Below are 22,740 nucleotides of genomic sequence, written 5' to 3'. Positions count from 1 at the left end.
CTAGAAAATAAAAACCGACGATTCGAGTGATGAGAGAATCGTCGGTCAAAAACTTCATCAAGGGTTTCGGCTGCTAACAAAACCTAATCCGAAGGAAGGAAAGAGTCGTAATGAAAGGTCACCGAAACAATTTTGCGGATGCCGTGCAAAGGAAGTATTCGGTTGCTGCGACCTTGTTATCCTATATAACGTCAAGAGATCAGGATTGGTTGACAGAAAAATGAAAAAAAATCGAAAAAAATTTATAATTATTTTTTTGAACCCATAAATTAGGCAAAAATATGACCAAATTACGTTCTTACTTTCTCTGGTTTTTTGGTTTATGCATTGTACTTACCTTAATTGTAGGTGTGCTTGCAGCACTATTACCAGCGAGTGTAGGCGGTATTTTAACAGCCGTTCCATATTTAGGCGCAATGATTTTTGTCTTATTTAAATTTTTAAAGAAAGAACGCCGTGCTCCGACTGTACAAGAAAAAAAGAAATTTATTTTAGGTTTTAGTCTGATTTTTTGGGGCTATAACTTATGCGGTGTTTTATTTGGCCTATTTTTATTTGCCAGAAAAGACCCTGAGATTTTGCAAAACTTTATGCTTTACCTCAAACAGCCTCAGTTCTTAAGCATTATGGTGATTATGCTTTTAATGTTAGCTATTCCACTTTATTTAATTACCTACTGGTTTTATGGCAAACAAGCACAGCGCATGGCTGACAAAATGTTTAACGTGCAATAGATCACAACGAAAACTCATACGTTTAAATATAAATGAGTCTTATACAATTAAATAAAACTTGAATCCTCAGCTTAGGAGGAAATATGAATAAGAATGTATTAATCACGGGTGCCAGTGGTTTTATCGGAACGCATTTAATTAAGTTCCTCTTACAAAAAAATTATAACGTGATTGCTGTGACACGGCAGGCTGGAAAGGCATCTGACCATCTTGCCTTGCAATGGGTACAAAAGTTTGAAGATATTTCGACCCGTCAAATTGATTATGTGGTGAATTTGGCGGGTGCAAATATTGGTGAGAAACGCTGGACCGAGTCACGTAAAAAACAACTCATTGAAAGCCGTGTAAATACGACCCGAAAACTGTATGCATGGCTTAATCAATCTCAAATTTTTCCGGAAGTAATTGTGTCTGGCTCCGCAATTGGTTATTACGGTATAGATAATCAAGAAAAGTGGACAGAAGTGTGCACAGAACAAAGCTCGCCACAGCCCATTTTCATGTCCGAGCTTTGCCAAGAGTGGGAACGCGCAGCGTTAGCAGATCCTCAGCAAAACACTAAAATTATTCGTTTAGGTGTAGTGTTTGGGCAGGGCGGTGGCATTTTGCCTAAAATGTTGCTTCCTATTCGACTCAATTTAGTCGGTCAAATTGGTAACGGACGTCAGCCTGTAGTATGGGTACATATTGAAGACGTATTAAACGCAATTGAGTTTATATTCAAGCATCCTCAATCTGCTCAAATTCACAATGTCGTGGCACCAGAAAATGTGACCCAAAAGATATTTGTTGAACAAGCTGCCAAAGTTTTGAATAAGAAACCACTGTTGTCGGCGCCTAGTATAGTTTTTCGCTGTTTGTTAGGAGAGCAGTCGCAATTGATCTTAAATGGGCAATACGTCAAACCCGCAGCTTTACAAGCAGAAGGGTTTGAGTTTGCCTATCCTCAATTAAAAATGGCTTTAGAGAATATATTAGCGTCAGGCTAAGATTTTATTTTGCAAACGCTCTGGAGAATATGCTTTGGCATCCACTAATGTCGGTTGACCCAGCATAAGCTGACGGAGCAATTGCGCAGAACCTGCGCCCATACACAACCCATTTCTAAAGTGCCCAAAGTTTGCCCAGAGGTTGTCCATTTCAGGCATTTTGCCAATGTATGGAACACCGTTTGGTGAACTTGGTCTGAGACCTGCCCATCGATGTACAATCGGGAAATCGGCCAGTTCAGGCACCATTTCTAAACACGCTTCTAAAATATTGTGTTGAGTCGTTTCATCGGTAGAGGTGTCAAAACCACGATGTGCCATGCTTGACCCGCACACGATATGACCGTCCATACGTGGAATCAAATACATGACTCGATTCATACACATGGTCGGTAGCCAGTGAGCAGGGGTTTTAAATAACAGCATTTGACCTTGCACAGGTTCGACTGGAATTTCGAGTTGTAATTGTGAGTTCCAGTAATGGCTCCATGCGCCCGAAGTTATTACAAAATGGTCTGCTGTATGTTTGCGACCATCTTCGGTTTGGAGCGCTTGTATGACATCACCTTGTTGAATCAGTTTTTTAACAGGAGTGTGTTCAAAAAACTCAACATTCGGATGTTGCTTTAAATAGCTAATCAGGGACTGTAATACGCGCGGATTGCGAATATTAGACAGTTCAGGGAAGTAAATGGCTTCTTGAAATTGTTCGGAAATATGCGGATTAACTTGTTCTAAGGCATCTCTTTGTAAATATTCACAGCGCTGCATCGGTTCTTGATGCTGCTCGGCGTAGGAAAGCCCGACGTCAAAATCTTCTTCATCAAAAATCAGCATGCCTGTGTCATGAATTTCAAAATCAATCCCTGTAATAGGGTAGAGTTTTTGGTTCCATGCTTGATAAGAGGCTTTGCCAAATTTAGCAAGTTGGTTCACTGCATGCACATAGCGCCAAGGGTACATCGGAGAGAGAATGCCTCCGCCAGCCCAAGAGGCTGCTTGTCCCGCTTGTTGTTGATCAAAAATGCTGACTTTACAGCCTTGTTCAACCAACTCCAGCGCAGACATTAATCCACTTATGCCCGCGCCAATGATTGCAATATGCATGCAGTGTTATCCTTTCTCTGCGAACTTAGTTCATTTCCTTGAGTTTTTCAGCAGCGGTTTCTGCAAAGTAAGTCCAGATTCCGTCTGCACCTGCGCGGCGGCAGCACATGAGCGATTCTAAAATCACTGAGTCTGATAACCAGCCATTTTGAATTGCGCCCGCTAACATTGCATATTCGCCACTCACTTGGTAAATGAATGTCGGAATACCAAAGGTATCTTTTACTTCACGTACCACATCCAGATATGGCATGCCCGGTTTTACAATCACCATGTCGGCACCTTCTTGAATATCAAGCGCGATTTCATGTAATGCTTCGGCACGGTTGGCAAAGTCCATCTGGTAGTTATATTTATTACCACCTTTAAGGTTGGATGCAGAGCCAACAGCATCACGGAACGGACCATAGAAGCTAGACGCATATTTCGCAGAGTAGGCCATGATGTTGGTATAGATGTGACCATTGGCTTCTAAAGCCTGACGAATTGCGCCAATACGGCCATCCATCATGTCACTTGGAGCAATCACTTCGGCACCTGCTTCTGCGTGACTTAAGGCTTGTTTAATCAAGCATTCTACAGTCTCGTCGTTTAGCACATAGCCAGTTTCATCAATAATGCCGTCTTGACCATGAGTCGTGTATGGGTCGAGGGCACCATCAGTAATTAACACCATTTCTGGTAATTCTTTTTTAAGCAGACGGCAGGTGGTTTGGACTAAACCATCTTCACGCCATGCAGCTTCTGCGGTCAGGCTTTTATCTTCTTGCGGGGTAACTGGAAAAAGAGCCAGTTTGGATACGCCCAATTCCAGAAGTCTTTCAGCTTTTTTCAGTAACAAATCTGCCGACAAACGCTGAATGTTTGGCATACTTGGAATATCTTGGGTTTGATTTTGTCCCGGTAATACAAATACTGGATAAATCAAGTGATTGGTAGTGAGCTGTGTTTCGCTGACCATCGCACGCAACTGGTCATTTTTACGGATACGGCGCATGCGAGTGGCTGGAAATGCAGGACGATTGAACGTATAAGTCATAACAATCTCGATGTTCGGTATTACACTAGGATAGGTTGGCGGATATTCCATTACTGTCAACCGACTGCTGTATTGTAGCCCCATAATGCTGTATTTGTACAAAATTATGGGTCTTTATCATGCTTTTAAATTTAGGCAACATATGAGTGAAGAAAAGAAAAATTGGACTGGGAACATCCATTTAGGTGCAAAAACTGACTTAACTGTGGTTCTCAACCAATTATGTAAGGCGTTTAATAGCTCTCCTTTTTTTAAGCATAGTGGAATGATTATGCGTGTGGTGGATGGGCACATTGAAGGCTATATCGAGATGCAACCCAACCTAATTGGTAATTTGGCATTTCAGATTTTGCATGGTGGCGTTGCTGCAACTTTGCTCGATAGTATTGGCGGAATTGTGGCAATGGAACACCTATATCGCCGTTCAACTCCCGAAACTTTAACTGAAACCATTAAGCAAGTATCGCGTTTGGCAACAGTCGATATGCGTGTAGATTATTTAGCACCGGGGCGTGGTAAATATTTTATTGCCCGTGCCGAAGTACTACGTTTAGGTCGTAAGGGCTGCACCATGCGCATGACCATGGTCAATGATGAAGATAAAGCCATTGCTGCCGGCATTGCTTCATATGCCTATTAAGCAATGAATTGAACCATTTAAAAGCGCCAAGTGCGCTTTTTTTAGTGTGTAAAAAGCAGAAATTTTTACAAAATCTTTGAGATAAACATTAATTTAATTAGAACGAACGCATGAGTTATAAATTTTTATTCTCATATTATGAGGTTTTAGCGTTAAAATTAGCTCCTTTGACAATGCGGTATGTCTTGTTTATAGAAAAATAAAAACTCTATAACAAGGTGTAGTGCGAGATTGATGGCAAAGCCAACTCATCTTTAGGAACATACCATGACTGATGCACAAAGCAATGTACAAGAAACAGTGCCAACAACATCTGCCTCGGATGAAAACAATCAAAACAAGCGCAAAAAATTTCTTGGTTTTTTTGCGCTGATTTTATTGATCGCCGCTATTTTGTATGCAATCTGGGCATTATTTTTAAATAATTCCGTGAGTACGGATAATGCCTATGTCGGTGCAGAAACCGCGCAACTTACTTCAATGGTGAGCGGACAGGTCGCTCAGGTTTTGGTAAAAGATACCCAAACGGTACATCGTGGTGACGTGCTGGTTCGTATTGATGACCGTGATGCCAAAATTGCATTAGCTCAAGCTGAGGCAGAACTTGCCAAAGCAAAACGCCAATACAAACAAACTGCGGCAAACAGTAGTTCTTTAAACTCTCAAGTTGTGGTGCGTGCTGACGAAATTAACAGTGCCAAAGCACAGGTTGCTCAAGCACAGGCCGACTATGACAAAGCCGCTTTAGAGTTAAACCGCCGTGCGCAGCTTGCAGCCTCTGGTGCAGTGTCTAAAGAAGAACTCACTAAAGCACAAAGTGCAGTTGAAACAGCCAAAGCAGGGCTAGAGCTTGCTAAAGCTGGTTTAGCGCAAGCCTCTTCGAGCCGTAAAGCTGCTGAAAGTACCTTAGCTGCAAACGAAGCGTTAATTCAGGGTGTAAGCGAAACATCAACACCTGATGTACAAGTTGCACAAGCGCATGTAGAACAAGCTCAGCTTGATTTGGAACGTACCGTGATTCGTGCGCCAGTCGATGGTGTGGTTACGCGTCGTAATATTCAAGTCGGGCAACGTGTTGCGCCGGGCACCAGCATGATGATGATTGTGCCGCTTAACGATTTATATGTAGATGCGAACTTTAAAGAAAGTCAGTTGAAAAAAGTCCGTCCGGGTCAGGCAGTCACACTAACTTCAGATTTATATGGCGATGACGTTGAATATCACGGCAAAGTGATGGGCTTCTCTGGTGGTACAGGCTCTGCCTTTGCCTTAATTCCGGCTCAAAACGCAACAGGCAACTGGATTAAAGTGGTTCAACGCTTACCGGTTCGTATTGCACTTGACCCGAAAGAACTTGCTGAACACCCACTGCGTGTTGGCTTGTCGATGGAAGCAAAAGTCGACTTATCTGCGAAGTAAACGCTTATGAAAACGCAAACACCTTTTGCCGAACTAAGCGGTGGCCGTTTAATACTGGCAGCGTTTGTTATTGCCTTGTCGAACTTTATGGTCGTGCTCGATACGACCATTGCCAACGTATCTGTACCGCACATTACCGGTAATCTTGCTGTTTCAAGTACACAAGGAACATGGGTTGTTACGTCATATGCTGTTGCAGAAGCGATTTGTGTACCTTTAACAGGTTGGCTTGCGGGCCGCTTTGGAACCGTTCGGGTTTTTATTTTTGGTCTGATTGGTTTTACCATTTTTTCTTTTTTGTGCGGCCTAGCAAACTCGTTAGGTATGCTGGTGTTTTTCCGTATTGGACAAGGTTTATGCGGTGGCCCGCTTATGCCACTCAGTCAAACTTTGCTGATGCGTATTTTCCCTCAAGAAAAGCATGCACAGGCGATGGGTCTATGGGCAATGACTACAGTCGTTGGGCCAATTTTAGGACCGATTTTGGGTGGTCTGATAAGTGACAACCTATCTTGGCACTGGATTTTCTTTATTAACATACCGGTCGGCATTATTTGTGTTTTAGCGGCAATACGATTGCTCAAGCCTGCCGAAACAGAAACGATTTCTTTAAGAATCGACACGGTCGGTTTAGGTCTGTTAATTTTGTGGATTGGTGCACTACAGCTCATGCTCGATTTAGGGCACGAACGCGACTGGTTTAACAGCACCAGCATTATCGTTTTAGCTTTAACTGCCGCCATTGGCTTTGTGGTATTCCTCATATGGGAACTGACCGACAAACACCCCGTCGTAGACGTGAAAGTCTTTAGGCATAGGGGCTTTGCAATTTCGGTACTGGCGTTGTCGCTCGGCTTTGGCGCGTTCTTTGGCAGTATTGTACTGATTCCACAGTGGCTGCAAATGAACCTTTCCTACACCGCCACGTGGGCCGGCTATTTAACTGCAACCATGGGCTTTGGTAGTTTGACCATGTCACCGATTGTGGCAAAGCTTTCGACCAAACATGACCCACGCGCGCTGGCGAGTTTCGGTTTGATTTTGCTGGGTGGCGTGACCTTAATGCGGGCATTCTGGACTACAGACGCCGACTTTATGGCTTTGGCTTGGCCACAAATCCTGCAAGGTTTTGCTGTACCGTTCTTCTTTATTCCACTATCCAACATTGCGCTTGGTTCGGTACTCCAGCAAGAGATTGCATCCGCTGCGGGTCTTATGAACTTCTTAAGAACCATGGCAGGGGCGATTGGCGCTTCAATTGCGGTGACCGTGTGGGACGATCATGCCAAAGTTGCCCGTAGTGAAATGGTGTCAAACCTACATACGACTGAAGTACAAAACACACTTTTGCAAAATGGTTTTACGGCTGATTCGACTTTAGGCATTATTTCAAATCTAGTCGATAAAGAAGCCATTACCATGTCGGCAAACCATGTGTTTTTGCTATTTGCGATTGTGTTTGTCTTTGCAGGATTGGTCATTTGGCTGTGTCCAAAACCCAAACAGGTCAGTGGCATGCCTTCTCACTAAACATCAAAAAGCATCTCTTCGGAGGTGCTTTTTTTTAGGCCAACTACAAAATGAGCGAGTTTATAAATAGCAGATTTTGCCTGTATTTAAAGAAATAAAGCATGCCAGAATTGGGCAAATCAGTTATAAAAGAGTGTGATAACAAGCAAGGAGACATAACGCAGGGCACAGAATAAATACCCTCAATCATTTAATATTATTAAAACTTTATTTTTATCAAAGATTAAAAAACTGAAGACCTGAAAACAAAGAAGCTTGCATGGCAATTGCATGGATAGGCAGGCGTATATATTGGAGTTATCACGTGAATAAAAGATATTCATTTTTGTTCAGTAGTTTATTAGCAGTCGGTTTATTACAAGGATGTGGAGATGACTCCTCGTCAGATCAGCCCAAGGATGATTCAAATACAACCCCGCCTAATTTAATTGTAGATAATGACCCGACCAGTTGTAGCAAACTGACCCAAGACGGTTCAAGTGTGGTGGTTGGTTCAAACCAAAATGGTGACCCAGCAGCACCTGAGGGTGCATCGGGTTATAGACTCGGTAACACGGTTAAATACGCAGATAAATATATGGTGGTGGCAAACACGCCACTTGCGGTAAAAGCAGGTTGTGATGTGTTAAAAGCGGGCGGTAGCGCAGTCGATGCAGCCGTTGCGGTGCAAGCCGTGCTTGGTTTGGTCGAGCCACAGTCGAGCACCATTGCCGGTAGTGGTTTTATGATGTATTACGATGCCAAAACCAAACAAGTCACGGCTTATGATGGCCGCGAAACCGCACCTGCCGCAGCCAACGAATTTTATTTAATTCGCCAAAATATATATGACCCAAATTCACCTGCACCTGTGCCAAGTGCGCGCCGTAGTGGTCGCTCGATTGGTGTGCCGGGTGTGATGCGTTTGCTTGAACAAGCACAAAAAGAACATGGTAAACTCAAGTGGAACCAACTTTTTGGTGAAGCGATTGGTTTGGCTGACAATGGTTTCCGCATTCCGGGGCGTTTGGCAGATGCAATTGCAAGCAATGCAAACAATTTAGCGCTCGATGCAAATGCAATGGCGACCTATTTCTACCCAGATGGATCACCACGTAAAGTGGGTGAGTCCATGACCAATAAGGCCTATGCAAAAACGCTTGAAGCACTTGCCACGCAAGGCGCAAATGCACTACACACTGGGCCGATTGCACAAGCCATTGTGGCAAAAGCAGGTCAAACGGTAGGTGATGACCCAGCAAAAACTCCAATTACCCCAAGTTTAATGACCTTGCAGGATTTATCGAACTATCAGGTGAAAAAACGCGACCCGATTTGTACAACGTACCGTGACCGTTACTATGTATGTACCATGCCACCTCCATCTTCGGGAGGAATAGCAGTTGCACAGACGCTGGGTATTTTAGAAAACTTTGATATGTCACTTTATCCACCTAAAAATCCTGAAAATGAAGGCGGTGTACCTGATGTTATGGGCGTGCATTTAGTGTCTGAAGCAGAGCGTTTGGCCTATGCTGACCGTGATAAATATGTCGCAGATACCGACTTTGTCGCTTTACCAGCACAGGGTATTCCAAGTTTTATTGATAAAAATTACCTGAAACAACGTGCAGCACTGATTAACCCGAACCAAAGTATGGGCGTTGCACCAGCAGGTAATTTCAATACAGCGGCAGGTGTGGACACCACTGTTGAACATGGCACGACTCAGTTCACGATTGTAGATGCCTATGGCAATGTGGTTTCAATGACATCGACTGTTGAATCGAGCATGGGTTCATTCCACATGGTGGATGGTTTCTTGCTGTCAAACCAGTTAACTGATTTTAGTGCGAACCCTTATGACAGCACTGGGGCACCAGTTGCCAACCGTGTAGAAGGGGGCAAACGCCCACGTAGTACTATGGCGCCAACTTTAGTGTTTAAAGGCACCACGCCAGATGAGTTTTATATGGCAACAGGTTCACCAGGTGGCGGTACCATCATTCAATATGTGGTTAAAACTTTGGTAGGTGCGCTGGACTGGAATTTAAATGCACAGCAGGCCACTTCACTTGTTAACTTTGGCGCGACCAATAGCAAAAACACCAATGTAGATAGCTCGAATGTGCAGCTTTCTTTAGTTGACCTGATTGAAGGTTTAAAAGCAAAAGGGCATGGCATTTCTAACACTGCGCAAACCAGCGGTATTTCAACGATTATGAAAGTAAATATAAATAATCAAAGTAAATACGCAGGTGGGGTAGACCCACGCCGTGAAGGTATTGTGTTAGGTAATGGTGCCTTATAGACCACACTTTAAAAAAAGCTGTCATTTTTGGCAGCTTTTTTATGTAGCCCTTGAAAAAAACAAAAGGCTCTCCATTATGTAAATATGTTCATCAGTAGCAGACTGTTGATAAATTGCACAGCATTTTATTTTAGTTATGCTATGATGTTCAGACATTCATGGGGATGTTATTGGCTTCGACGCCGGTGATGAAACTCATAGATGCATGCCGAGAGCGCATTTTCTCTCGTAAATAAAATTTGCATTTAAATAGTCGCAAACGACGAAACTTACGCTCTAGCTGCCTAAGGGCCGCTTGTCCGCTTCCTAGAATACTTGTGGTCTGGGAACCCGACTGAAGCGCACGCACACAAGTCCGTATAGAGTCAAGCCTCGGGGCTTTATACCAAAATTAGAGGATCGCACCTTGTACCCTGTTCGTCGGGTCACTTGGTGTTAAAACAATAGACGATATCTAAGCATGTAGTATTCTCGAGCGTAGTGCTGGCGGACGCGGGTTCAACTCCCGCCATCTCCACCAAAATTCGTAAAAAACCCTGAAACGTAAGTTTCAGGGTTTTTTATTATCTAAATTTTAAGTATTTAAAATTACTGTTAAATAATAGAAAAATTAATAAATTTTATATGTACTTATAATTAAATATACACGTCACTTTCTGTCGCTCTGACTATTTTAATATGCTGATCAGATAATAGCTTTCTATCATAATAAAGTTTGTAGGTAATTTTTCTTTATCATAGACTATCTACTGTAAAAATTATTCTTGACACGTCAAAAAATACAGACTAATCTTAGTTCAATGAATAGTCGTAGGTTATCTACTGTATAATTTTATAATTATTCAAAATGGAGTTTGACGACAGGTGGCAGCCTGTCGCCATGTTCTTAACTTATTAACGACGTGAACCATTAAGGAGTCGAACAATGAAAGTATATCAGATCAATTATGACCTGCGTAAACAACGTAATTATGATGCGCTTTATCAAAAGATTAAGTCTTATGATGATTGGTGTCATCCCTTAGAATCTTGTTGGATAGTTGTTACAGCAAAAACTGCTGTACAGATTAGAGATGAATTGCGTTCTGTAATAGATAGTGATGATGGCCTACTAGTTACAAGGCTTAATGGAGAAGCAGCTTGGCACAAACTTAATTTTGATACCAATAGTCAAGTGACTAATTGGTTGCGGAAGAATTTAAGTAGCGCAACATAATCGCCTGCGCCAAGGATGGCTCAATCGCTTTAAGAGTAATATTTATGTCTAATTTAAAGAAAGTAGTCAAACTGAGTGATCTCGCTGAGATACGAACAGGTTTTACTTTTCGAGAAAAGATTGAAGAAATCGACTCGGGTAATGCTCATTTAGCGCAAATTAAAGATGTACGTAGTATTCGTGATGTGACTCAATCCCAGCGTTTGTATGTGAATGAATTGCCTCAAATTCATTGGGATGGAAAAACGAATTCGCTAATCGATACTGAGTGTGTATTACTGCCTTGTCGGGGAGAATACTACAAAGCCTCTTATTTTGTGGGTCGGCAAAATCCTGCTGATCTGCCACTTATTGTAAGTAGTCAGTTTTTAATTTTATTTGCTAATAAGCAAAAACTTTTACCAGAGTATTTATGTTGGTACTTAAATCAACCAATTGCGCAATATGAGTTACGCCAAGAAAGTCAGGGTTCAAATATTTCTATGTTAACTGTTGCGAGTGTAGGTCAATTCAAGATACCGATCCCTAATTTGGAAACGCAGCAACAGATTATACAACTCAACAATATTTGGGAGAAAGAACTAGTTCTTTCTCAAAAGTTATTAAGAAACCGCGAAATAATGATGCAGGGCATGTTCCAACAACTGCTCAAAGGAAATAAATAATGGTTACTCAAATTAATCAAGATACAGTCAATAAAGCCCTTTGGTCTGCATGTGATGTATTCCGTGGCACGATTAGCGCTGACACGTATAAAGACTTTATTTTGACAATGTTGTTCTTAAAGTACATTTCTGATGTATGGCAAGACCACTATGATAACTATAAGAAAGAGTATGGCAATGAACCAGAGCTGATCGAAGAGATGATGAAAAACGAGCGTTTTATACTACCTCGTGAATCTAATTTCTATAGTTTACATGCGCAACGCAATGAGCCAGGTAATGGTGAACGTATTGATATTGCTTTAAATTCCTTAGAAGAAGCAAATGGTACAAAGCTTAAAGAAGTTGGTAAGAGTGTTTTCCAAGATATCTTATTCAACACAGATAAACTGGGTGAAGAAAAGCAAAAGAATACGATTCTAAAAGATTTACTTGAAGTCTTTGCTTCTAAGGATTTAGACCTAAAACCAAGCCGTGTCGGTTCACTTGATGTGATTGGTAACGGTTATGAGTTTTTGATCAAAAACTTTGCTGCAAGTGGTGGTCAAAAAGCAGGTGAATTCTATACGCCACCAGAAGTATCGGACTTAATTGCCGAGTTACTTGATCCACAGAAGGGTGACAGTATTTGTGATCCTGCATGTGGTTCTGGTTCATTGTTAATGAAATGTGGTCGTAAAGTTGTATCCAACCACAACAGTAAGCAATATGCACTCTATGGCCAAGAAGCGATTGGTTCAACTTGGTCGCTTGCCAAAATGAATATGTTCTTGCATGGCGAAGATAACCATAAAATTGAATGGGGAGATACCATTCGTAATCCAAAACTTTTGGATCAGAATGGCGATTTGATGCTATTTGATATTGTGACAGCAAATCCCCCATTTTCATTAGATAAATGGGGGCATGATGTAGCTGAGAATGATAAGTTTGACCGCTTCCGTCGTGGCGTACCACCAAAGACCAAAGGAGATTATGCGTTTATCTCTCACATGATTGAGACTTTAAAGCCAACTACTGGGCGTATGGGGGTTGTGGTTCCGCATGGTGTGTTATTCCGTGGTTCATCTGAAGGCAAGATTCGTGAGAAGTTGATTAACGAAAACTTATTAGATGCGGTGATCGGCTTACCTGAAAAGCTGTTCTACGGTACGGGTATTCCTGCTGCGATTTTAATTTTCAAAAAGCAAAAATCTGATGATTCTGTTTTGTTTATCGATGCAAGCCGTGAGTTTAAGTCAGGTAAAAATCAAAACAACTTATCCGAAGACAATATTGCCAAGATTGTTGAAACTTATCGTGCTCGTAAAGGCGTAGATAAGTATGCGTATTTAGCGACTTTGCAGGAAGTGAAAGACAACGATTACAACCTAAATATTCCTCGTTATGTGGATACCTTTGAAGAAGAAGCTGAGATTGATCTGGTTGCTGTACGTGCTGAGCGTGAGCAGTTAAAAATTCAACTTGCTGAGCTTGAAGTTCAGATGGCGAAGTATTTAGAGGAGTTGGGTTATGGTGCATAAATATTCAGAGCTTGATTTGATGCAAGCTCGAATAAAAGAAGTTCCTAAAGGTTGGAACTTTTTACCAATTGCTAAGACTTTTAAGATCAGAAATGATCTAAGAAAACCAATCAGTGATGACATTCGTTCTACCCAACAAGGTCTATACCCTTATTATGGACCAACAAAGATTCAAGACTACATTGATACATATGAGCAAGATGGTAGTTTTGCATTAATTGGTGAAGATGGAGATCACTTTTTAAAGTACAAATCACAATCAATGACGCAATTGGTTGATGGTAAATGTACGGTAAATAATCACGCACATATCATTGAAGGTACTGAATTAGCTTCAAGGGAATGGTTTTATTACTATTTTATGCATCGTGATATTTATAGTTATTTATCACGTCAGGGGGCGGGACGATATAAGTTAAATAAAGCATCTCTTGAAAAGATTTATTTATTGATCCCTCCTAGTGAGGAGCAAAATAAAATCGCCCTAATCCTTTCAACTTGGGATCAAGCGATTTCAGCGACTGAAAAACTGCTTGAAAATAGCCAACAGCAAAAAAAAGCCTTGATACAGCAGTTGCTGACGGGTAAGAAGCGTTTGCTTAATGAGAATGGGGAAAGTTTTCATGATGAATGGAATCAGGTATTTGTATCAGAAATATGTCATATAGGGCGTGGGAGAGTAATTAGTAAAACTGAAATTGAAAAAAATAAAGGAACCTTTCCTGTCTATTCTTCACAGACCTTACATAATGGGGTAATGGGATATTTAAATACTTATGATTTTGATGGCGAAGTGGTTACGTGGACTACGGATGGTGTGAATGCTGGAACTGTTTTTTATAGAACTGGTAAATTTAATTGCACAAATGTCTGTGGAACTTTAACACCTAAAAAATCATCTATTGATTTAAAGTTTCTAGCTTTTTCTTTATCAAGAGAGGCCTATAAGTACGTTTCACATACTTTAGCTAATCCTAAGCTAATGAATGGGGTGATGGGAACTATTAGTCTTAGAATTCCAAGTCTTAAAGAGCAACAAAAGATTGCTAAAGTACTTTCTTTAGCTGATAAAGAAATTGAAACTTTGCAGAAAAAACTTGAGTGCCTAAAGCAAGAGAAAAAAGCACTGATGCAACAACTTTTAACAGGTAAAAAACGTGTCAAGGTGGCTGCCTAATGATGCAAATGACTCCTAGCTATTACCGTATTATGGCAGGTGCGAAGTCTGTATTCGCTCAAGCGTTTCTAGAAGGCGGCTTTATTGCCGCCAACTGGAACATTGATCAAGACTTAACACATGAATTATCTGAAGATTGGCGTGAGTTTAACCATCGCTTTATACCTGTTTACTTAAAAGCCTTACCTGAAAAAAGTAAGATTTCAGCAGGCTTAGCATGTGGCATGCTACATACCATCTGCAAAGGGATTAAACAGGGAGATATTATTCTAACGCCTCGTGGAGACGGTAACTACTTAGTAGGTAAAGTCATTTCAGATTACTACTATGTACCTTCTGGGGAATTAAGCCATCGAAGAAAAGTTGAATGGTTTGAGCAAACTTTGGCTAGAGAATTGATGTCTCAAGAGCTAAAAAACTCGTCGGGATCAGTCGGTACTGTGAGTAATATCACTAAATATGCCGAAGAGCTTAAAGTCTTAATACAAGGCAAAGAACCCGTTGAAGGTTTAGAGCCTGATGAAGTTGTAGAAGACCCAGCGGCTTTTGCTTTGGAAAAGCATCTTGAGCACTTTTTAGTTGAAAATTGGTCTAAAACCGAGTTAGGTGCGACTTATGATATCTATACCGAAGATGGTCAATTAGTCGGACAGCAGTATCCTTCAGATACAGGTCCTATCGATATTTTGGCAATCAGTAAGGATAAAAAGACCTTGCTTGTGGTTGAGCTTAAACGTGGTCGTGCAAGTGATCGTGTCGTTGGACAAATTCAACGCTATATGGGCTATGTCAAAGATGAATTGGCTGAAGCTGATCAGCAAGTCAAAGGTGTGATCATTGCTTTGGAAGATGACTTGAGAATGCGTCGTGCTTTAAGTGTTGCTCAAAATATCGAGTTTTATCGTTATCAGTTGAGTTTTAAGCTCAATAAAAGCTAATGAAAAATTGACAAGTTGATTAACGTATTTGGCTTCACTAAATATTAAATGGATCGTTAAAAACAAGGATGTTTTTAATACTTTATCAACAATTAAAATTTGAGGGCTGTAATGTCAATTTCCCAAATGTTTCAAGACTTTTTAAGCAATATTAAAGTTGCTAATGAAGAACAAATCACTTTGCGTTATCAAGAGATAACATGTGCATTAAACAAAAAATTTCGTGATACAGAATCTAAAACATCAAATCAATTGCAGGTTGGTTCCTATGGAAGATGGACTGCAATTAAAGGCATTTCAGACTTAGATATGCTATATATCATGCCATCATCAAAATGGGATGATTATAAAGATGGCGGTCAATCAAAGTTATTAAAGGATACGAAAGATGCAATTCTTGCACGATATCCTCGGACCACTGTGTTTGTAGATCGATTAGTTGTGTGTGTTCAATATACGAACTTCCATGTAGAGGTGCAGCCTGTATTTAAGCAAGCGGATGGATCATATATCTATCCAGATACTAAGAATAGTGGTAGTTGGAAGATCACTAAGCCTCAAGCTGAAATTGATGAAATACAAAGCATGAATGATGCAAAAAATCGTAATTTGCGGCGCTTATGCAAGATGGCTAGAGCTTGGAAGAATAAGAATGGTGTGGGAATTGGTGGCCTATTAATAGACACACTCGCCTACAATTTTATGAAATCAACTACAGACTATGATGACAAAAGCTATAGTTCATATGATTGTTTAAGTAGAGATTTCTTTCAATTTTTATCCGAGCAACCTGATCAAAATCATTATCAAGCTTTAGGTAGTAATCAGGATGTCAAAGTTAAAAGCAAGTTTCAAAGCAAAGCTAAGAAAGCATATGAAAACTCCATTAAAGCTATTGAAAATGAAGGGAAGAACTCTGCCAATGATTATTGGCGAAAAGTATATGGAAACTCTTTCCCTAAAGCTGCAACTGCTGCTGTTAAATCAATGACATTAGGTGAGTTACGCTATAGACATACTGAAGAATTCATTGAGAATAAATTCCCAATAGATATAAGATATCCGTTAAAAATAGAGTGCGAAATTACTAAACATGGCGCATTTATCGACGTTTTAAGGCATTTTAAAAGAAATAAGAAAAAGCTTAATAGTGGGAGAAGCCTAAGATTCTATATAGATAAAAATGGAACACCATTTAATTTTCCTGAGCAAAAATATTCCGTTTTCTGGAAAGTTTTAAATCGAGGAGAAGCTGCAAAAAGTCGTGATTGTATTAGAGGACAAATTGTTGCGGATCTAGGGCAGAACCAAAAAAATGAAACAGCGGATTTTAATGGTGAGCATATCGTAGAGTGCTACATTGTTCAAAATAGTGTTGTTGTGGCTCGTGATCGCATTTATGTGCCAATTGAGGAATAAATATGAATCGATCTGATTTACTTAAGTGTATTGCTGAAACTGGCTATAACGTAGGATTTGGAGCAAAGAAACATTTTGCTACTTATGATCTTGTAGAAAAATCACCTGGATGGATTAGTTTTCTCTCAATAGCTTTTGGTATTTATTCACTAGCTTTTGAAGAGCTTTCAACAAATTTTCTTTCCGCATCATTTACAGTACTTGGTGTAGTTGGACTTTATATTAGTATGTATGATGCTAAAAAAAGTGAATATGAGAAGGCAGGTATTAAGCTGACGAAAATCTATAACCAGCTTAGAGTTTTATATTATTCAGTTAAAAGCAAAAGTGATTCAGATGATTTAACACAATTGATTAATAAGTATCGCCAAGTAGAAAGTCAATATTGTTCAGTAGGCTTGAGTAAGCAAATATTGTTTAGTGATTGGTATGCACATTATAAATTCTTTTGGCAACATCAAATTGATTGGGTTCATGAGCAGAAAAAGTTTAAATTTTTTCGGGATAAAGTGCCTTTAAGTTTTTATATGTTCTTAGTGGCATTAATTCTCATGACTATTTGCTTTATCTATAAAGCGAAGCTTAGTGCATGTTTCGCAGTTATATTTTAAAAAATTTTGGTTAGATATGAACGATCTCTCAATTAAGTTTCAAGAAGAATATAGTGCTAAGATCCCCGGATTAACATTGCTTACGAATTTGGGATGGTCGTTTTTATCCCCATCACAGGCACTAGTTGCTCGTGATGGTAAACAGGACCAAGTTGTATTACGTCAGATTTTGCGTCATGAATTATCAAAGCGTACCTTCATCTTTGCTGGTCAAGAATATCCGCTTTCTGCAAAATCAGTAGATAATTTGATATCAGAAATTAGTAGTCCAGCATTGAATGAAGGATTACTTACAGCCAATGAAAAAATCTATAACCATTTGCTGTACGGTATTTCAGTCACTGAGTTTGTGAATGGTAAGAAGGTCAGCCCAACCATCCCAATCATTGATTGGCATGATGTTCACAATAATGATTTTTCTTATACTGAAGAATTCTGTGTAACTCGCTCAGGTGGGATAGATAATCGAAGACCTGATATCGTTTGCTTTGTAAATGGTATTCCTTTAGTGGTGATCGAATCAAAACGACCAGATAGCCAAGCAAAGAAAGGTCCAACCATCAACGAAGGGATCTCCCAATCTTTACGCAATCAGCGTCCAGATGAAATTCCGCATCTTTTTGCTTATAGCCAACTACTTCTTTCAATTAATGGGCATGAAGGGCGTTATGGTACATGTAATACGCCTGCGAAATTTTGGGCTGCATGGCGTGAAGAGGATATTTCTGATGCAGAAATGTATGCATTTAAAAATAAGAAACTGAGTACTACACAAAAAGATAGCCTATTCGCATACCGTCCAGCAGATGATTTGAAATGGTATGAGAACCTCATTGCAGGTGGTGAATTAGCTGTAACAGGTCAAGATCAATTACTCATCAGTTTATTAATGCCTGAACGGTTATTAGAGATTGTTCGCCTATATACACTCTTTGATAAAAAAGCTGGGAAGATTGTCGCTCGCTATCAGCAAATCTTTGGCATCAAACGACTCATCGAGCGAATTAGCACTAAAAATTTAAGCGGTGGTCGTGAAGGTGGCGTGATTTGGCACACTACGGGTTCGGGTAAGTCCTTTACGATGGTTTTTTTGAGTAAAGCTTTAATCTTGCATGAAGCTTTAAAACAATGTCGCATTGTGGTCGTAACTGACCGTGTCGATTTGGAGGATCAACTCAGTAAAACCTTTGCTTCGGGTGGTGAGTTAGCGGGTAGAAAAGACAAGCAAAATGCCATGGCAACTTCAGGTAAGCGTTTAGCTGAGCAAATTGGCAAGGGTACAGAGCGAATTGTTTTTTCTTTGATCCAGAAGTTTAATTCAGCTACGAAACTACCTGAATGTGAAAATAAGAGCTCAGATATCATTGTTTTAATTGATGAAGGTCATCGAAGTCAAGGCGGTGAAAATCATGTAAGAATGAAGCTTGCTCTTCCAAATGCAGCATTTGTGGCATTTACAGGTACGCCATTGCTCAAAGATGAAAAAACGGTAAATAAGTTTGGTCCTATTGTGCATGCATATACCATGCAAAGAGCAGTGGAGGATAAAACCGTAACACCTTTGCTGTATGAAGAGCGTATCCCTGACTTAGATGTAAACGAGCGAGCAATTGATACGTGGTTTGAGCGTATTACAGAAGGGCTAACAGATCAGCAAAAAGCAGATTTAAAGCGTAAATTTGCGAGAAAAGGTCAACTTTATACTGCGGATGACCGTATTCGGTTGATTGCTTTAGATATTGCGAACCATTTTGTTAAAAATATCGATGATGGTTTAAAGGGCCAACTTGCTTGTGATAGCAAGGCTTCAGCGATTAAGTATAAAAAGTACTTGGATGAAGCAGGCTTATTTGAGTCAGCAGTCGTCATGAGTCCTCCAGATACCCGTGAAGGAAATACAGAAGTTGATGAGTCAACCACACCAGAAGTGACACAATGGTGGAAAGACAATGTTGGGAATCAGGATGAACAAGCTTATACAAAACATGTGATTGAACGATTTGAAAAAGATGATTCGCTCAAATTGTTAATTGTAGTTGATAAACTTTTAACAGGATTTGATGAACCCCAAAATACTGTTCTTTACATTGATAAAAATTTGAAAGAACACAATCTAATTCAAGCGATTGCACGTGTGAATCGACTTCATCCTAAGAAGAAATTCGGCTTGTTGATTGATTATCGGGGCATTTTAAAAGAATTGGATACGACGATTCTTAAATATCAGAACTTGGCTGCTCATATCCAAGGTGGTTACGACATCAATGATATTGCTGGCTTATATACTCAAATGAGTACTGAATATAAGCGTTTGCCTCGTTTATACAAAGCACTTTGGGCAATTTTTGAGAATGTAAAAAATAAAAATGATATTGAGCAGTTACGCCAAGTTTTAGTACCTCATATTGAGGAAAGAAATGGTGAATTAGTAGATGTACATCTGAAAGTACGTGATGATTTTTATGAGGCATTAACTGAATTTGCGAGCTGTTTGAAAGTTGCATTACAGTCAGCTACATTTTTTGAAGATAAAAGTTTTACAGATGCTGATCGTCAACATTACAAAGAAACCGTTAAGTTGTTTTCAAGTCTACGTCAGTTGGCTAAGCGCGATGCTGGTGAAACAGTAGATTATGATCAATATGCTGATCAAGTTAAAAAGCTTCTTGATAAACATGTGGTGGGTGTTGAGGTAAAAGAGCCTAATGGTGTCTATGAAGTAGGCAAAATGGGTAAAGTTGTACAGCCTGAAGATTGGAGTGAAGAGAAGACCCGTAATGAAACGGATATCATCAAAACGCGTGTAACCAAGATGATTGAACAAGAGCTACGGGATGATCCGTATGCTCAGGAAGCTTTTTCTAAACTTTTACGTCAAGCAATTGAAGATGCTGAAAAGGAGTTCGATCATCTTTTGAAACAATACATGCTTTTTAGAGAATTTGAAGAACAAGTTGAGTCTCGACGTTTAGCTGAAATTCCTGATGTATTTGGTACTAATAAACATGCACAAGCTTATTACGGTGTGTTTAAGAAAATATTGCCTGAAGCTTTTGCAGTAATTGACCAGCAGAATCAAGATAAATGGACTCAGCTTGCTTTTGAGGTTGATAGTTCTGTAATAAATTCAGTTGCAGAAAATTCTATTAATCCACAAAACATTGAAGCTGACATACGTAAAAAGTTACTACCGATGATGTTTAAAGAATGTAAATCAATTGGTAGTGGGATGGATCATGCGAAGAAAATTGTAGAGATGATTGTACAAATTACGCGGGTAGGACTGAACGGTGGGTAAAGATGCTATCGGAACTCAATCATTTAGCTTCATTTATGGGGATGAAACAATTACTTATGAAAGAGTACCGCGTTCTGGAGAAGTGAATAAAATATTAATTAAGGTACATGCTGATTGTAGAGTCGTCGTCCATGCTCCTGAAATCGCGACTGATCATGATGTGTTAAAAGCGATACAGAAACGTAGCCGATGGGTTTATCAGCAACTACGTGACTTTCGCCAACAGAAAGAGTTAATTCTTCCACGTCGATATATCAGTGGTGAAAGCCACTACTACTTGGGCAAACAGTATCTATTAAAAGTTATAGAGAATAATGACGTTCCGAGTGTAAAACTATTGCGTGGCAAATTTGAAGTTTATGTGAGCCGAAAGGATGCTGGTCATATTAAAGAAGTGCTAGATAATTGGTATAAGGCAAAGGCGAAGAGTGTATTTTTAAAACGTTTAGATCATGTCTTGGATCGAGCTCTATGGGTTACCGAAAAGCCAAAGTTTCGGGTTATCAAGATGCAAACACAGTGGGGAAGCTGTTCACCACAAGGGACACTTGTTTTAAATCCTTATCTGGTTAAAGCACCAACTCAATGTATTGACTATGTGATATTGCACGAACTCTGTCATTTAGCTGAGCATAATCATAGTGAAAGGTTTTATCAGCTTATGAACCAAGTTATGCCAGATTGGGAATTAAGAAAGGAACTGTTAGATAATATGGCAATAAAGTTTTTTGCTTAAGTTGCTTATTAATGATGTTCAATATATTAAAAAATGAATGACTTTTTTGATCTGCATTTTTATTCTAATAATTTATATCAGCTTAATAAGTACACAAACCCAAGGCCCCGTGCCACAACAGAACTTTAATTTTTTGCGATGATTTAGAGTAAAACGCTATTACAGCTACTCTTACCTTATCTTTAAATGGGTAACCATCCCAAAAAAACTCAATAAAAAAGCCACTTATGACAAGTGGCTTTTTATGAATCATTATTTACGGCAATCGTCAGGCCCTAGCTCATCTTTAGTATAAGTAGAATTTATTTTTTTTAACCACACTTGTTCTTTAGAATTAAGCCAAGCATAAATATCTTTATAGTTATTTTGTTCTTCAGGCGGAATTACATCTTTTGTTTCGCGAGCGAATTTCGCCATCCAGCAGATTTTATTTAGCTTACTAGTGTTCAAACTTTCTTCAATAACATAACCATTCCCAGCCCCTTCCTCAAAAGCTTTTAACGCATTTGCTTTTGTTAATGTTGCATAAACTAATGATTTAGTTACATCACTATTTTTTTCTTGAAGAGCATATCTATACACTCGGTAATCTGTAGTTATTACACTGACTGCGCCACGCCCTGCATTAACTAAAGCTTCTTTATCGTTATTTACTTGTGTATTTGCACAACCATTAATGAAAAGCATAAACAGAGGGGCACAAATAAATTTAATATAAGTTTTGGTTGCCAACATTATGTGGGTCTCCTGAATATTCTCTATTTTGCTTCATAATTTGGATCATTTTAGGGTTATAGTCTTGGCCAAAGACTTTTTTGAACATATTTCGGTTGATGTGTAGGGGGCCGTGATTCATTTGTAAATCTGCTAAGTCCCTAGTTGCAGTAACAACATCTAACTTTTTAAGCGTATCTTTCAAATCTTCGATTTTAGAGTAAATTTCTTTACCTTGATCAAATTTACTTAAATTGCGTAATTCAAGAAGTTCATCGACCGCAAACGTACTTAGAAAGCGTACTTTAAAAGCTGTACTTTGAAACTCTCCTACAATTCGAGGAATCTCTTTTACTGAGTGTTTTAGCACATAGTTTTGAAATTTTATGTACATTCGGGTATGGAAAGCGGGGTCACTCATGTAACCATCATTAAGTTTATTAATATCCCATTCCATACCAAAACGAGCTGCCATCAGCATTTCGATTGTATTATCTGCGACCTCTGCCCAATGCTGAATGCTCATCATAAAATTATAAGGTCGAACCATCGCGTAATTACGAACTTTAATATGATCATTACAAAGTGGCTCAGTGATTTCACAAACTTTTTGCTCATTCGGATACGAGTCCCATGCTGGTGAAGAGCCAGGGATATTGCGGCGATAAGGGTTCCCTAAATTATTATCTGACATT

19 protein-coding genes and 1 other RNA gene are annotated in these 22,740 nt (G+C 39.6%); 16 read left to right on the top strand and 4 right to left on the bottom strand.

The features are described from left to right. Positions 1-281 precede the first annotated feature (281 nt). Complete coding sequence (locus tag KTI79_RS07865; protein WP_032055143.1) at positions 282-734, top strand: ABZJ_00895 family protein; 453 nt, start codon at positions 282-284, stop codon at positions 732-734. Between the two features lie 83 nt (positions 735-817). Continuing rightward, on the top strand, positions 818-1,723 hold the full coding sequence (locus KTI79_RS07860) for a TIGR01777 family oxidoreductase (RefSeq protein WP_032055142.1): 906 nt from the start codon (positions 818-820) through the stop codon (positions 1,721-1,723). Here KTI79_RS07860 and KTI79_RS07855 read toward each other — a convergent pair. Together KTI79_RS07855 and hemB are read right to left on the bottom strand one after the other, a co-directional pair. Beyond that, positions 1,715-2,830 carry an NAD(P)/FAD-dependent oxidoreductase gene (locus KTI79_RS07855; RefSeq protein ID WP_032055141.1) on the bottom strand — a complete coding sequence of 372 codons (1,116 nt, stop codon included), beginning with the start codon at positions 2,828-2,830 and terminating at the stop codon, positions 1,715-1,717. The two genes, KTI79_RS07860 and KTI79_RS07855, sit on opposite strands and share 9 nt — an antisense overlap. A 25-nt stretch (positions 2,831-2,855) precedes the next feature. Continuing rightward, positions 2,856-3,869: a porphobilinogen synthase gene (gene hemB / locus KTI79_RS07850; protein ID WP_000222569.1), complete on the bottom strand. Its 1,014-nt coding sequence runs from the start codon at positions 3,867-3,869 to the stop codon at positions 2,856-2,858. Positions 3,870-4,011: 142 nt separating this feature from the next. On the opposite strand from hemB, the gene KTI79_RS07845 reads away from it, so the two are divergent. From KTI79_RS07845 to KTI79_RS07780, 14 genes are all read left to right on the top strand, one after another. Continuing rightward, entirely contained in the window at positions 4,012-4,509 is a 498-nt protein-coding gene (locus KTI79_RS07845; protein ID WP_002121786.1) for a thioesterase family protein, read from the top strand. 267 nt (positions 4,510-4,776) lie between these two features. After that, entirely contained in the window at positions 4,777-5,928 is a 1,152-nt protein-coding gene (locus KTI79_RS07840) for an EmrA/EmrK family multidrug efflux transporter periplasmic adaptor subunit (RefSeq protein WP_086376083.1), read from the top strand. A gap of 6 nt (positions 5,929-5,934) precedes the next feature. Next, the gene (locus KTI79_RS07835) at positions 5,935-7,458 is read left to right on the top strand and encodes a DHA2 family efflux MFS transporter permease subunit (RefSeq protein WP_032055139.1); all 1,524 of its coding nucleotides are present in this window, start codon (positions 5,935-5,937) and stop codon (positions 7,456-7,458) included. 304 nt (positions 7,459-7,762) lie between these two features. Next, on the top strand, positions 7,763-9,748 hold the full coding sequence (ggt, locus tag KTI79_RS07830) for a gamma-glutamyltransferase (protein WP_032055138.1): 1,986 nt from the start codon (positions 7,763-7,765) through the stop codon (positions 9,746-9,748). Positions 9,749-9,908: 160 nt separating this feature from the next. Continuing rightward, positions 9,909-10,268: a transfer-messenger RNA gene (ssrA, locus tag KTI79_RS07825) on the top strand. Positions 10,269-10,673: 405 nt separating this feature from the next. Then, positions 10,674-10,964 carry a hypothetical protein gene (locus tag KTI79_RS07820; protein ID WP_007480924.1) on the top strand — a complete coding sequence of 97 codons (291 nt, stop codon included), beginning with the start codon at positions 10,674-10,676 and terminating at the stop codon, positions 10,962-10,964. A 44-nt stretch (positions 10,965-11,008) separates the two neighbouring features. Beyond that, complete coding sequence (locus tag KTI79_RS07815; protein ID WP_032055137.1) at positions 11,009-11,629, top strand: restriction endonuclease subunit S; 621 nt, start codon at positions 11,009-11,011, stop codon at positions 11,627-11,629. After that, on the top strand, positions 11,629-13,152 hold the full coding sequence (locus KTI79_RS07810) for a type I restriction-modification system subunit M (protein ID WP_032055136.1): 1,524 nt from the start codon (positions 11,629-11,631) through the stop codon (positions 13,150-13,152). The genes KTI79_RS07815 and KTI79_RS07810 overlap by 1 nt, the downstream gene beginning before the upstream one ends. Continuing rightward, on the top strand, positions 13,142-14,329 hold the full coding sequence (locus KTI79_RS07805; protein ID WP_032055135.1) for a restriction endonuclease subunit S: 1,188 nt from the start codon (positions 13,142-13,144) through the stop codon (positions 14,327-14,329). Before KTI79_RS07810 ends, KTI79_RS07805 begins: the two co-directional genes overlap by 11 nt. Then, positions 14,329-15,267, top strand: a complete 939-nt coding sequence (locus KTI79_RS07800; protein ID WP_032055134.1) for an endonuclease NucS domain-containing protein — start codon at positions 14,329-14,331, stop codon at positions 15,265-15,267. Before KTI79_RS07805 ends, KTI79_RS07800 begins: the two co-directional genes overlap by 1 nt. A 111-nt stretch (positions 15,268-15,378) precedes the next feature. Then, the gene (locus KTI79_RS07795) at positions 15,379-16,686 is read left to right on the top strand and encodes an SMODS domain-containing nucleotidyltransferase (protein WP_032055133.1); all 1,308 of its coding nucleotides are present in this window, start codon (positions 15,379-15,381) and stop codon (positions 16,684-16,686) included. 2 nt (positions 16,687-16,688) lie between these two features. Then, a complete protein-coding gene (locus KTI79_RS07790; RefSeq protein ID WP_032055132.1) occupies positions 16,689-17,297 on the top strand; it encodes an SLATT domain-containing protein in 609 nt (202 codons plus the stop codon). A 16-nt stretch (positions 17,298-17,313) separates the two neighbouring features. Beyond that, on the top strand, positions 17,314-20,595 hold the full coding sequence (locus KTI79_RS07785; RefSeq protein ID WP_032055131.1) for a type I restriction endonuclease subunit R: 3,282 nt from the start codon (positions 17,314-17,316) through the stop codon (positions 20,593-20,595). Continuing rightward, entirely contained in the window at positions 20,588-21,331 is a 744-nt protein-coding gene (locus tag KTI79_RS07780) for a M48 family metallopeptidase (RefSeq protein ID WP_032055130.1), read from the top strand. The genes KTI79_RS07785 and KTI79_RS07780 overlap by 8 nt, the downstream gene beginning before the upstream one ends. A 252-nt stretch (positions 21,332-21,583) precedes the next feature. Here KTI79_RS07780 and KTI79_RS07775 read toward each other — a convergent pair whose 3' ends face one another. Beyond that, positions 21,584-22,066, bottom strand: coding sequence for a hypothetical protein (locus tag KTI79_RS07775; RefSeq protein ID WP_032055128.1), 483 nt, complete (start codon positions 22,064-22,066; stop codon positions 21,584-21,586). Beyond that, the gene (locus KTI79_RS07770; RefSeq protein ID WP_005303198.1) at positions 22,041-22,739 is read right to left on the bottom strand and encodes a hypothetical protein; all 699 of its coding nucleotides are present in this window, start codon (positions 22,737-22,739) and stop codon (positions 22,041-22,043) included. Before KTI79_RS07770 ends, KTI79_RS07775 begins: the two co-directional genes overlap by 26 nt. Position 22,740: the final 1 nt, after the last annotated feature.

Origin of the sequence: Acinetobacter sp. WU_MDCI_Abxd143 (assembly GCF_025514195.1) — a bacterium.
Lineage (GTDB): Bacteria > Pseudomonadota > Gammaproteobacteria > Pseudomonadales > Moraxellaceae > Acinetobacter > Acinetobacter pittii_H.
Note: the sequence above shows the minus strand (reverse complement) of the source record. Positions and strands in the feature narration are given on the sequence as shown.

Bases quoted from the DNA above. Each gene is read 5' to 3' on its own strand.
- KTI79_RS07865 (WP_032055143.1), top strand. From the start codon at position 282: ATGACCAAATTACGTTCTTACTTTCTCTGGTTTTTTGGTTTATGCATT.
- KTI79_RS07860 (WP_032055142.1), top strand. From the start codon at position 818: ATGAATAAGAATGTATTAATCACGGGTGCCAGTGGTTTTATCGGAACG.
- KTI79_RS07855 (WP_032055141.1), bottom strand. From the start codon at position 2,830: ATGCATATTGCAATCATTGGCGCGGGCATAAGTGGATTAATGTCTGCG.
- hemB (WP_000222569.1), bottom strand. From the start codon at position 3,869: ATGACTTATACGTTCAATCGTCCTGCATTTCCAGCCACTCGCATGCGC.
- KTI79_RS07845 (WP_002121786.1), top strand. From the start codon at position 4,012: ATGAGTGAAGAAAAGAAAAATTGGACTGGGAACATCCATTTAGGTGCA.
- KTI79_RS07840 (WP_086376083.1), top strand. From the start codon at position 4,777: ATGACTGATGCACAAAGCAATGTACAAGAAACAGTGCCAACAACATCT.
- KTI79_RS07835 (WP_032055139.1), top strand. From the start codon at position 5,935: ATGAAAACGCAAACACCTTTTGCCGAACTAAGCGGTGGCCGTTTAATA.
- KTI79_RS07820 (WP_007480924.1), top strand. From the start codon at position 10,674: ATGAAAGTATATCAGATCAATTATGACCTGCGTAAACAACGTAATTAT.
- KTI79_RS07815 (WP_032055137.1), top strand. From the start codon at position 11,009: ATGTCTAATTTAAAGAAAGTAGTCAAACTGAGTGATCTCGCTGAGATA.
- KTI79_RS07810 (WP_032055136.1), top strand. From the start codon at position 11,629: ATGGTTACTCAAATTAATCAAGATACAGTCAATAAAGCCCTTTGGTCT.
- KTI79_RS07805 (WP_032055135.1), top strand. From the start codon at position 13,142: ATGGTGCATAAATATTCAGAGCTTGATTTGATGCAAGCTCGAATAAAA.
- KTI79_RS07800 (WP_032055134.1), top strand. From the start codon at position 14,329: ATGATGCAAATGACTCCTAGCTATTACCGTATTATGGCAGGTGCGAAG.
- KTI79_RS07795 (WP_032055133.1), top strand. From the start codon at position 15,379: ATGTCAATTTCCCAAATGTTTCAAGACTTTTTAAGCAATATTAAAGTT.
- KTI79_RS07790 (WP_032055132.1), top strand. From the start codon at position 16,689: ATGAATCGATCTGATTTACTTAAGTGTATTGCTGAAACTGGCTATAAC.
- KTI79_RS07785 (WP_032055131.1), top strand. From the start codon at position 17,314: ATGAACGATCTCTCAATTAAGTTTCAAGAAGAATATAGTGCTAAGATC.
- KTI79_RS07775 (WP_032055128.1), bottom strand. From the start codon at position 22,066: ATGTTGGCAACCAAAACTTATATTAAATTTATTTGTGCCCCTCTGTTT.
- KTI79_RS07770 (WP_005303198.1), bottom strand. From the start codon at position 22,739: ATGTCAGATAATAATTTAGGGAACCCTTATCGCCGCAATATCCCTGGC.